This is a genomic window from Peribacillus sp. JNUCC 23 (genome assembly GCF_053653995.1).
Genome location: NZ_CM132202.1, coordinates 1,411,386 through 1,423,803, shown reverse-complemented (window position 1 = coordinate 1,423,803; position 12,418 = coordinate 1,411,386). Strand labels below are relative to the sequence as shown.

Sequence of the window (12,418 nt, the reverse complement as noted above, 5' to 3'; positions counted from 1 at the left end):
CACTAGCATATTCAGAGGTGTAAATATTGAAAATAGAAGATTTTAGAACTTTAATAGAACTTCAAGCCCTTCAAGGTTTTAATACAATGACAAGTACAGGAGAAACATCTACTAATGACATGTTTCAAAAGCTCTTATCGGAATATATGACAAACAATCCGAGTGAACAAACTACTATGCAGACACTAGGAACTGTATATGACAAAATCAGCGAGGAAACTTCCAATATTCGCTTATCAAGTCAACTACCAATCAGTATTTCGCCAAGTTTACCGCCAACCATCCTAAACTCCATTAGCAAAGGTACTGATAAAAAAACAGATTATGATCATGTTATTCGGCAAGCAGCTTTGCAATACAATATCCCTGAAAAGTTGATTAAGTCCGTCATTTTGCAAGAGTCTAACTTTAATGTTGCTGCCAAAAGCCATGCAGGGGCTTCAGGTCTTATGCAACTTATGCCCGCAACAGCAAAAGGTCTTGGCGTAACAGATATCTCAGACCCTATTCAAAATATAATGGCTGGAAGTAAATACCTAAGCAAGATGCTAAACCGTTATAATGGAGATACAGAACTTGCACTTGCTGCCTATAATGCCGGACCAGGAAATGTCGACAAACATAATGGAATTCCACCATTTAAAGAAACACAAAATTACGTGCAAAAAGTCATGAAAACGTATTTAAGCTAAGAACGATCCTAAAATCAAAATTGAAGCGATATGTGTAAGAAGCACCCAAAGGAGAACAAATCCTTTCAGGTGCTTTTTACTTTGTCCAAAGAGCAAATTTCAATAAGAAATGTTCTATGACTTTGTGTAGTAGTACAGAATATCTAATTTCCTTAAGCTAGATATTTGTTATATTGCAACGGCGTTGTTAAAATGAGAATATACTTATTCTTTTTAAAGGGAGTAATCATCATGACACAAGCGAACCCTATACCATTCGAAGTAATTGGAGAGGCGCTTCTATATAAATTAATCGATGTCTTTTATGATAATGTGAGTCAACATCCGGAATTAAAGCCCATTTTTCCTGAGGAATTATCGGAAACAGTCCGTAAGCAAAAACAATTCATGACTCAATATCTAGGAGGGCCCTCTCTCTATACAGAGGAACACGGTCATCCCATGCTAAGGGCCCGTCATCTTCCGTTTGAGATCACTCCCAGTCGTGCCGAAGCATGGCTATCCTGCATGAGGCAAGCAATGGATACAGTCGGACTCGCTGGAGATATAAGAGAGTTTTATTATCATCGTCTTTATTTGACAGCACAACATATGATTAATACTTCCGAACAAGACATGAAAGGAGAAGGAAATTGAGCGCTCAGAAACCAATTTTCAACATATCTAATTGGATTAAATCGCAGCATTGCTATGGAATTGGAAAAAAGCCGATTGAAATCTATGTGTTTATCGACCCAATATGTCCTGAATGCTGGGCGCTTGAGCCTATTATTAAGAAACTCCATATCGAGTATGGTCAATTATTCAGTATCAAGCATGTTGTAAGCGGGAAACTGTCTACCCTTCATAACACAAAAACCAAGTATTATGAAAATATGGCAAAAACTTGGGAAAGGACAGCCAGCCGCTCTGGTATGTCGTGTGATGGAAACTTGTGGCTTGAGAATCCAATTTCTTCACCATATGCTGCTTCCATTGCAATTAAGGCAGCTGAATTACAAAGTAGAAAGCTGTCAGCCCGTTTCATTAGAAGGTTACAAGAGCTACTGTTCCTTGACAAGCAGGACATCTCCAATCTCGAAGTCCTAACAAAATGCGCACGTGAAATTGGATTAGATGTGGAGGAATTCCTTAATGACATCACTTCTACAAGTGCAGCAAAAGGATTTCAATGTGATCTGAAGATTACATCTGAGATGGAAGTGAATGAAATACCTTCCCTCGTCTTCTTTAATGAAAATATTGAAGAAGAAGGAATCAAAGTATCCGGCTTGTATGCATATGAGGTGTATGTAAATATTCTTGAAGAAATGCTTAAAAATCTTCCTACTCCCGCAACTCCGCCTTCCCTTGAGGCATTTATACGTTGCTATAAATTTGTCGCAACGAAAGAAATTGAAGTAGTTTATAATATGAATAAACAAGAAGTCGAAAAAGAAATGAAACAACTTATCCTCAAGCAATTTGTAGAAAAAATCCCTGCCAAATACGGAACCTTCTGGAGATATATCGAAAATAAACACGATTCATTTAAATAAGAGCCTGTCTTGACAGGGCTCCTATTATGCAAAAAACCTAGCAAATCGCGAATTTGCTAGGTTTTTTTTATCTATTTATACGAACAAAGGGGATGGGAGAAATTTTTCACGATCAAACAAAGGGGTATAAGTTTGTTTGTGATTAACTTCACAACAATAATATAACATGATTCACACTTCTAAGCAACAACTATGTGATTGAATTCACAAGAAAGATTTGGTAATGCCTTGGAGTAGCGGTTTTACTTCCCGTTAATGTGGGGGAAAAAGCAAGGCTCCCAATAATGGTTGACAAGTATAAGATTCTGCCAAGATCTGGATTGCATCAAGAACCGAGATTTCCAGACCTGAATGGGCATTTTCCAGCCCAAAACGCGTTTCGCATTCCAACATGAGAAAATCCCAGCAAATCGCGAATTTGCTGGGATTTCCTATCTATAATATACGAACAAAGGGGATGGGAGAAATTCTTCACGGTCAAACAAAGGGGTATAAGTTTGTTTGTGATTAACTTCACAACAATAATATAACAATATATACGACATTTTTCAACATAATATGACTTCCTTCACAAAATTGTCATATTTTTAGAATGCAGATGCATAGTTTATAGAGAGAATACTTCTGGAGGTAAGTAACATGAAAACTATCTTATTCTTATTGTTGATTCTGATCTCACTTTCCCTGCATTTTTTAGCTTTTCTAGGACTATTCCCTCTATACATCAGTTCACCTATTCTTTTTCTTACCCTATTTATCATTGTCTTTACTTTCAGTCAGAAAAATCGGTTCAAAGGTTATTAGAGAGCGCTTTATCGATTATTAGTACCTTTACGTTTTCATAATACCAAACTGTATGACGCTATAACGCCACCATTTACTATGAAGGATTAATCCTGTAACACGCCACGCTCATCTCATCACAATGGTGGCGGTGCGAAGCTGGATTTTGGAGTTCTTTCTATAATAAAAGAGGGATTCCTTCTATGTAGATTGGCTATATTAAAGGTTACTCAAAAAGGAGGACAAAAAAGAGCTGTCGAATTTCTCGGCTCTTTTTATCCTCCTTTTTGAACACGCACTATTAGTAAGTCACGAAGCCCTGCCCCATGTCCTAAAAGGATGATCTTTAAGAGCAATATGTCTTAAAGTCATCCTCCATCCTTTACGCTAATAAAGATTCCAATTCAGTTAGCTTTGCTTCAAACACTTTTAAAGCTTCTTGAATCGGCTCTGCCTTCGTCATATCGACGCCTGCTTTTTTCAAAACCTCAATAGGGTAATCCGAACTTCCTGATTTCAGGAATTCTAGGTAGCGACGGACGGCCGGTTCTCCTTCTTCAAGGATCTGTTTACTTAAAGCTGTTGCCGCGCTGATTCCAGTAGCATACTGATACACATAGTAATTATAGTAAAAATGCGGAATTCTAGCCCATTCAAGGCCAATTTCCTCATCGATAGTAATATTGGGCCCAAAATATTTTTTATTCAACTCATAATACTCTTGTGTTAATACTTCAGCCGTTAACGCTTCTCCATCTTGTGCCTTTTTATGGATCGTATGCTCAAATTCAGCAAACATGGTTTGACGGAAAAGCGTGCCGCGGAATCCTTCCAATTGATGATTTAATAAATAAATTCGCTTCTTCTCATCTTCAATTGTATCAAGAAGATAATCATTCAACAGGTTTTCGTTACAAGTTGAAGCCACTTCTGCAACGAAAATCGAATAATTTCCATATGGATATGGCTGATGCTTTCTTGTGTAATAGCTATGAACGGAATGACCAAATTCATGGGCAAGAGTAAACAAATTATTGACATTATCCTGCCAGTTCATCAGAATGTAAGGATTCGTTCCGTAGGCACCAGATGAATAAGCGCCACTACGTTTCCCTTTGTTTTCATGAATGTCCACCCAACGATTTTCAAAGCCTTCTTTTAATACGTTAAGATAGTCTTCTCCTAAAGGAGCTAGTCCTTTTAGAATATATTCTTTCGCTTCATCATATGTTACATCCATTTTCACTTCTTTAACGAGCGGTGTGAAGAGATCATACATATGAAGCTCTTCTAAGCCAAGTACTTTTTTACGCAAGTCAATATAACGATGAATTAAATGCAAGTTCTCGTTTACTGTCTGAACAAGATTGTCATATACCATTTCAGGTATATTATTATCACTTAATGCAGCATGACGGGCAGATTCATAGTTGTGCACAGAAGCATTGAAATTATCACTCTTAACTTGACCTGCAAGTGTGCTTGCAAAAGTATTACGGAACTTGCCATACGTCTCATATACACCTTTAAATGCATCCTCACGCACGCGACGATCCTCGCTCTCAAGAAATCGAATATAGCGGCCATGAGTAATTTCTACTTCTTCACCGTTTTCATCTTTAATAGTTGGGAAAACGAGATCTGCATTGTTGAGCATACCAAATGTATTGCTTGAAGCATCAAAAACCTCAGATGCCTGTGCAAGTAATGCTTCCTTTTCTGCTGACAAAATATGTGGTCGTTGAAGATTAATTTGTTCAAGAGCATGAGCATATAATCTAAGCTCTTCCTTTTCATTAAGAAATTCACTAATTTTGCTTTCTTCAATACTTAGAATTTCTGGAACAATATAAGAAAACGCACTACTCGCTTGGGCAACCAAGCTTTTTATCCGTGAATCCATTCCTTGATAAAACGAATTTGTTGTATCTTGATCATAACGCATATGTGAATATGTATAGGCTTTTCCTAACTTTTCCCATACTTGATTTTGATATTGCAATACTGCAAAAAGCTTTTCGGCACTTTCACCTAAGGTGCCCTTATATGCATCTGCCTTTAATAAGTCTTCTTTCACTTCTTGAAAAGCAGTTTCCCAATCTTCTTCCGTTACGTAGATATCCTCCAATCTCCACGTATCCTCAACCACCACTTCACTCCTAGCAGGTAATGCTTTTATTGCATTTTCTTGTCCCATACATATATTCCTCCATTCTAGAAACAACTTAATTCCGATTTATTAACACAACTAAAAAACTCGTGGTAACAATGTATGATTCTAAGTCACGTGGTCCAACCTCGATTGATGAAAATTTCTCGTTACCATATTATTTCTCTATTGTTCGAAAAAATCCTTCCGCTTCGATTCAATTAAGAAACAATAGATCATACATATTCTATTGTACTTTACCTATTATCACAAAATCATTTCCGAAAGCTTGGAATAGAGATCATTTTCTAATTGCATACATTCAACACTACTTGTAGGTGGGGCAAGCTTATTTTTTATTATATAAATCCCTTTTCCTCCAAATTCCAAAATCTCAAGCTTTGCCAATAAAAATAAATAGGCATCCACTGCTAAAAAAGAGTTTTTCACAGGAAGCATTGGCAATGTTCTTAATCGAATCTGACCGTTTGTAACCCGCCGCTGAAAAGATTGATAAATTTGACTACGATAAATGCGACTGCCGATTTTCTTATGTTGCAAACAATCCATGAAAATCCACCCTTGCCATTCAACTGCAGCTGTTTCAAGGATCACCATTCCTTCCACAGGGAGTCCAATTTCGCTCGGAATCCATGCCGGGGACAAACCATTCTTATATAATTCATTGAAAAACGGATTAGTATGCTTTGCCGTTTTTACTTTGTGGATAGCCCACGCTTTTCTTTGCGCTCGCCATTCTTCAATAAAATGAAATTTCCAAGTTTTATTAGTGGAAAAAAGGATGTTCGGATGAGTGTTGCTAAGAGGTAATACTGTTAACTCTGAAAAGGTTGTACGTGGGGAGAATGGAGTTAAAGGATCTAACATATACAGCTTATGTTGCTCTGGACAATACGTTAGGATCATCGGGGAATGAACAGTATTCATGGCAAATAGCCATTGAAAAGCAGAAAGTGAATACTGCCTAGTTTTTTTACGTTTAATTCGCTTCTCTGCTATTATCCAAATCGGTTTAATTCCAGCTTCTTGATAGGATTTTGTTCGGGAGAGAAATACTTCCTCCGATATGGGAGAGCATTGAAATTCAATCGCATAGGATTGTTCTTTATAGTAGATGAGGATATCGGGCCGCTGTCTTATTTCAGGAAGATATGGTTCCATTTCTACTTCAATACGATTGTTAACAAACCATTGGAATAATTTTCGCTTTCCTAAAAGGTGATATTCTGATTCTGGTTCAGACGAGGCTTTACAAGCGAATGCTTTTTTGTGAGCAAAATGCGGAATCTTGATTTGGCCTGCCTTTAGGATTAGCTCTGCTGCACAACAAGGGCAATAATAAGGATCTGTTTGCCATTCAGCTAGCCGTTCTTTCGGGATATTTCCAGGAAGTGTAATGATATTTCCTTGAACACCTCTGGCAGTGAGCATACAATTCCCCCTTTCTTTACAACATATTCTACATAAAGACAGCCATTCCTCTTTTTCGAGGATATTAAAAAAAAGATCAGGCATATTATCATACAAAAAAGCCGACATCATTATCGTTCATAATGAAATCGGCTGTTAGTTATGAAAAATATTTATGGACGGTTTCAAAAACATGTTCATCCATTACCACTCTTCCATATTCTTCAAGCATATGGATTGTGATTGAAGATTCTTGACTATATTCAAGTAAAAGGCTTAAAACATCATCAATTTCTTCTTCTTCAATGTCCTCTTCCTCAAATTCGATATAGAGAAAATATCTATTATTATAGGCATATAATTGTGTCTTAAAGTGATCAAGACCACTGCGCTTACTTAGTGAAATGACATCTTCAAAGTCATTGAACTCCGTGATAAACTCAATGATACCGTCCTCAAACTGAATGGGCTCATGGCCATCGTCTTTCCCTTGGTATTGTTCATCTAACAAGGATTCAAGCTTATCATCGACATGTAGTTCGCCAAATCTTTCATCAGTAATCGGCAGTTCTAGCTTCTGACCATCCTTCGTCAATTGAGCCTTCGTAACCAATATCTCAAGACCTTTTTCCATAGCTTGAACTTGAATCCATAATGGACCTTCAATCATAAACTCTTCTTCTTGATGTACTTCATCCATCATCTCCCAGAAAAGTTCCTCACTTCGTTCTCGGCTATACCAAATATCTTCCCTATTGAAGCCGCGATCTTCAATATCTATATAAGAAATGTAAAACTTCACTGTATCTTCATTTATACGTTCGATCTCCACGTAAATCCTCTCCCTTCTGTGCATGTTTTGAAGGGATTTACCCCCGAAAAATTTTGCTCTTTCTTTTATCGTTACCCACCATACCCTTTTGCATTACCGGTAGATAAGGAAATATGTTGTCATAATTTATTTTATGATAAAACTCTTCATAATGGAAATAAAAAAGCTTCAATCGGTTAAAAACAAACGATTGCCTAATGTTCCATATATTCTACAAAATTCCCACAGGATATGCAACTGTAAAACAGGAAATATTTTTGGAATAAAATGAAACTTCAATCAATGGGGTCTTGACTTTCCGTTAATGCGGGATAACTCCATCTATAGTGGATATTCTTATGTAAAGTAAACGATGAACAGATTAATATTGTAGGACACTACTTTCTTCCATCAGCATCTTGCTTCGCACGCATTTGTATCAACTATCTAAAAAAAGAGATATATTAAAAAACCCTGTCAATAATTTAGACAGGGCCTCTGCTTATAATTTAGTTGACCATTCGCTGAGCTTCACGTAGTTGGAACGAACGGACTTTACGTGGTAGGAATCTGCGAATCTCATCTTCGTTATATCCAACCTGCAATCTTTTTTCATCAAGGATAATCGGTCTTCTTAATAGACCTGGATTATCTTTGATTATTCTATACAGTTCTTGAAGTGGAAGAGATTCCACATTTACATTTAGTTTCTGGAAAGTTTTCGATCTTGTCGAAATAATCTCATCTGTTCCATCTTCTGTCATACGAAGAATCTCTTTAATCTCTTCAATTGTAAGCGGTTCAGAAAAAATGTTTCTTTCAGAATAAGCAATATCATGTTCCTCGAGCCATGCTTTTGCTTTACGGCAAGAAGTACAGCTAGGTGATGTATATAAAGTTACCATGTTAACACTCACACTCCCTAAGTATAGAATCGACGATCTATGATGGGAAACTTATCATTCATTTCAGTTTCAGGTCTAGATTGAAATAACTATAAAATAGTAATTCATATTAATATTATACACTAAAATCAGCAAATTGCATACTCTTTTCACAAAGTTTGATACGCTTTCATAGTCCAAGCTTTATTTTATAATCAAGCCATCTTTCTTTGTCATTTTAGATTACGAATGGGTATTCTAATTGAAAATCAGCATAAATGATTCTCAATTACTTTTTTCTTAACACTATTTAAAGTACCCAATTTATTTTGTTCTAAACATTTTAGTTTGTATCTTTCATTTTTTCCTATACTCCATTTTTGTTCCTATTTTCCTGAATGCTCCCCCACCTAAAATGCTAACGTATTTTTGAGGAAGGGGTTCTGTCGTATCGATGGATTCACCTAAAAGTTCTCCGTGAACCTGAACGATTAACGAGCAGTGGGGCTGTCACATCAGTAGACTATATACACATTGGTCTTGCCGTTGAGACTTCTTTTTTACATAATCATCGTTTGGGGGTTCCAAACATTCACGGTTTTCATATTGAAGTCCGTTTCTTTTGTTAATCGCAACCAAGCTTTTTTCAAAATATTAGCTGCTCCATTTACATCCGCATTGATGAACCCATTCCGATGTGAAAGATATAGCCCTCTTTTCATACGCTTACCGGAGAAGTGTTTCTTTCTATCGCTTTCACCATAAGTTGGGAGATCGTCACCATCAAGAAAACTTGCTTTGGACGTGTAGGATTCCTCCGTCACAACGACTTTAATTCCGTGCTGCGATGCTTTGTATGTAATCATGCTGATCAACAAACCGTGGGGAATACTCACAAAAGTTTGGTTGTTTCTTTTGCCATTGTTTCCACGCTTTATTTTGTCCAATGATGGTGGTATGGGTGTTTTCTTCTAACGCGATTTTTTATCACTTCTGAACTTGCCTTATGAAAAATATCCTTCATTTTAAGGAATCTTTTTTGATGTAATTTTTCTAATCGTTCAGAAGTAAAAGGAGCTTCATTTGCTTGTTTTCCCTGTCGTAAAATACCAAGAAGATAAGCTTTCTTTTTGTTGTAGTATTGATTGATAGATTTGACATGTTTGCCCTTGACTAATAGGGGTGCTCGTCCCGTATTTGTTACAATGGTTGCAAGATTATCAATTCTTAAATCAATACTCATAAACCTACCGTTATCTTCTATTTCTGTTTTTTCAAAAGAGATCTCCATTACTAACTCTACAACATATTGGTTGTATTTCGGAATCACACGAACTTGTTTTTAATGACGCAATCTTGGTTAGTAAAAGTCATTTCTTTCTTTGTTGCCTGACTGTATGTAGGGATTTTTGGTTTCGCTTTGTATTTAGAAGGATTTTGCTTGTAATCTTTTAAACTCACATAAAAAGATTTCCAGTTTTGAAAAACTACCTTCATTACAGATTGACTGCATTGCGCCGGAAGAGAGCGATAATCTTTTGGTGAAACGACCTTGAATAAAGCATCCAAAAAATGATAGTTTACGTAAGGTTGCTCTTTTGATGGTTTAGTAAAAAGATGACATGTCACTTCTGTTTGTTTTTCTTTCGGTTTGGCTTTTTGTCTCATTACGCTCTTTTGATAAGCCAAAAGTTGAACATCATTCATCCGATCTATTTTTTTATCAACTGTATCCAAGACTTCTTTTTGTAAAGGTGCTATTCTTTATCTTGTGTAAGTCCTGTGTAAACCTGGCGTATGTAAAAATTAGTGGTGTTATACATGTTCTTAACATTTTGAGTCATATTTTGAAAATACCCATACATACGATGTCCTTTTTTAATCCAAATTTGGTGCGTTTTATACTTCCTTTTTCCTTCGTTTCACTTTGTCATATTTTCTCACCTCCTATATCGATTATACCAAACATACGTTCCTGATTGCTAATAATACGATTTATTTTGAAAAATAAAAACTGCCCCTTCACCCCCTTCTTCATTTTTTAACAAAAATTTGAATAAGGGGTACTCTTGGGAAAAATGATAGATTTGATAATAACAAAAAAACGATCTCTGTATTGAGATCGTTTTTTTGTTATTACTTATACATTTGTTGATATTGTTTAAATTCCTTGTCAGAGCAATTCACATAGTGTCCTGGTCTTACTTCGCGCATCTTCACATCATCACTTTCACTATAGTTGTGAATGTTTGGATTGTAAATAATTCGTTTCCTTGTACGTTCGCTTGCAGGATCCGGAAGAGGGATTGCCGAAAGCAGAGATTGTGTATAAGGGTGAATTGGATTGTTATACAAGTCATCACTTGGTGCAAGCTCCACTAATTTACCGAAATACATAACTCCGATTCGATCACTGATGTACTTAACCATGGAGAGATCGTGTGCAATGAAAAGATACGTTAGACCATGTTCAATTTGTAGTTTTTTCAATAGATTAACAACTTGTGCCTGAATGGAAACATCCAATGCTGAAATGGGTTCATCCGCAATGATGAATTCAGGTTTAACAGCTAACGCACGGGCAATTCCGATACGTTGGCGCTGGCCGCCGGAAAATTCATGCGGGTATCGATTAGCGTGTTCACGATTTAAACCTACCGTTTCAAGTAGACTGTATACACGTTCCGCTCTCTCTTTAGGAGTTTTCGCTAAGCCGTGAATGTCAATTCCTTCAGCGATAATATCAATGACCTTCATCCTCGGGTTTAAGGACGCGTACGGATCTTGGAAAATCATTTGCATTTTTCGGTTAAAATCTTTTAATTGTTTTTTACTTTTCGAGCCATGGACATTTTCGCCATCAAAAATAACTTCGCCATCCGTTGCATCGTAAAGGCGAATGATCGTTCGACCAGTAGTTGATTTACCGCAACCAGACTCACCGACTAATCCTAATGTTTCACCTTTGTAAATATCAAAAGAAATACCATCAATTGCTTTAACCATATTTGGCTTGCCGACATTGAAGTATTGCTTTAGATTTTTAATTTCGAGTAACTTTTCACGTTCAACCATTATTGCCCCTCCTGTCCAGCTTGGAATTGTTTCATCCGTTTAACTACAGCTGCTGGCGGTTCTACTTTTGGTGCATCAGGGTGCAATAACCAAGTTGCCGCATAATGCGTGTCAGAGACTTTAAACATTGGGGGTTGCTCTTCTAAATCAATTTGCATCGCATATTCATTACGTGGCGCAAATGCGTCACCAACTGGCGGATGTAATAAATTTGGAGGAGTTCCCGGGATTGCATATAATTCTTCCTCTGCGGAATCTAGACTCGGCATCGAGCTGATTAATCCCCATGTATATGGGTGTTTAGGATTATAGAAAATTTCGTCTACCGTGCCAATTTCAACAATTTTTCCGGCATACATAACCGCTACACGATCCGCTACATTGGCAACAACACCAAGGTCATGCGTAATGAAGATAATTGACGTATCAATTTTCTTCTGCAATTCTTTCATTAATTCAAGAATTTGAGCCTGGATCGTTACATCAAGAGCTGTTGTTGGCTCGTCTGCAATCAAGACCTTCGGATTACAAGCAAGAGCGATTGCGATAACGACACGTTGTCTCATTCCACCAGAAAATTGGTGTGGGTATTGTTCAAAGCGTTGCTCAGGATTCGGAATCCCGACCATACTAAGCAATTCAAGCGTCCGTTTTTTCGCTTCACTTTTACTAACATTCTGATGCTTAAGAATCGGTTCCATGATTTGCTTACCGACTTTAATTGTCGGATTTAAAGATGTCATTGGATCTTGAAAAATTAGTGAAATGTCTTTTCCACGTACTTTTTGCATCTTTTTTTCACTTAACTTAGCTAAGTCTTTACCATTGAAAAGGATTTCGCCACTTTTTATTTCCGAGTTTTGCGGCGGTAAAAGGCGCATAATTGCTTTAGTCGTTACTGATTTACCTGATCCTGATTCTCCTACTATTGCAAGTGTTTCACCTTTTTTCAATTCAAAGTTCACACCTCGAATCGCTTGAACTTCTCCCGAGAACGTATGAAACGATATATTCAAATCTTTAACTTCTAATATGTTTTCCAACTTTTTCACCTA

At 36.9% G+C, this 12,418-nt stretch carries 9 protein-coding genes and 1 pseudogene; 3 read left to right on the top strand and 7 right to left on the bottom strand.

Going from position 1 to position 12,418, the window contains the following annotated elements; genetic code table 11:
- The first annotated feature begins 26 nt into the window (after positions 1 to 26).
- The 3 genes from JNUCC23_RS06795 (at position 27) to JNUCC23_RS06785 (ending at position 2,230) form a co-directional block, all read left to right on the top strand.
- On the top strand, positions 27 to 692 hold the full coding sequence (locus JNUCC23_RS06795; RefSeq protein WP_403072810.1) for a lytic transglycosylase domain-containing protein: 666 nt from the start codon (positions 27 to 29) through the stop codon (positions 690 to 692).
- 231 nt (positions 693 to 923) lie between these two features.
- Entirely contained in the window at positions 924 to 1,328 is a 405-nt protein-coding gene (locus JNUCC23_RS06790; RefSeq protein ID WP_062182061.1) for a globin domain-containing protein, read from the top strand.
- Entirely contained in the window at positions 1,325 to 2,230 is a 906-nt protein-coding gene (locus tag JNUCC23_RS06785) for a ClpXP adapter SpxH family protein (RefSeq protein WP_403072805.1), read from the top strand. The genes JNUCC23_RS06790 and JNUCC23_RS06785 overlap by 4 nt, the downstream gene beginning before the upstream one ends.
- A gap of 1,165 nt (positions 2,231 to 3,395) precedes the next feature.
- Here JNUCC23_RS06785 and pepF read toward each other — a convergent pair.
- From pepF to JNUCC23_RS06750, 7 genes and pseudogenes are all read right to left on the bottom strand, one after another.
- Complete coding sequence (gene pepF / locus JNUCC23_RS06780) at positions 3,396 to 5,210, bottom strand: oligoendopeptidase F (RefSeq protein WP_454214938.1); 1,815 nt, start codon at positions 5,208 to 5,210, stop codon at positions 3,396 to 3,398.
- A gap of 219 nt (positions 5,211 to 5,429) precedes the next feature.
- Positions 5,430 to 6,614: a competence protein CoiA gene (locus JNUCC23_RS06775; protein WP_454214936.1), complete on the bottom strand. Its 1,185-nt coding sequence runs from the start codon at positions 6,612 to 6,614 to the stop codon at positions 5,430 to 5,432.
- Positions 6,615 to 6,753: 139 nt separating this feature from the next.
- Positions 6,754 to 7,425, bottom strand: a complete 672-nt coding sequence (gene mecA, locus JNUCC23_RS06770; RefSeq protein ID WP_062182070.1) for an adaptor protein MecA — start codon at positions 7,423 to 7,425, stop codon at positions 6,754 to 6,756.
- A gap of 488 nt (positions 7,426 to 7,913) precedes the next feature.
- A complete protein-coding gene (spxA, locus tag JNUCC23_RS06765; protein WP_049680428.1) occupies positions 7,914 to 8,309 on the bottom strand; it encodes a transcriptional regulator SpxA in 396 nt (131 codons plus the stop codon).
- A 539-nt stretch (positions 8,310 to 8,848) separates the two neighbouring features.
- Positions 8,849 to 10,153: pseudogene (locus JNUCC23_RS06760) on the bottom strand (RNA-guided endonuclease InsQ/TnpB family protein).
- 271 nt (positions 10,154 to 10,424) lie between these two features.
- A complete protein-coding gene (locus JNUCC23_RS06755) occupies positions 10,425 to 11,363 on the bottom strand; it encodes an ABC transporter ATP-binding protein (protein ID WP_403072794.1) in 939 nt (312 codons plus the stop codon).
- Positions 11,363 to 12,406, bottom strand: coding sequence for an ABC transporter ATP-binding protein (locus JNUCC23_RS06750; RefSeq protein ID WP_062182076.1), 1,044 nt, complete (start codon positions 12,404 to 12,406; stop codon positions 11,363 to 11,365). The genes JNUCC23_RS06755 and JNUCC23_RS06750 overlap by 1 nt, the downstream gene beginning before the upstream one ends.
- Between the last annotated feature and the right edge of the window lie 12 nt (positions 12,407 to 12,418).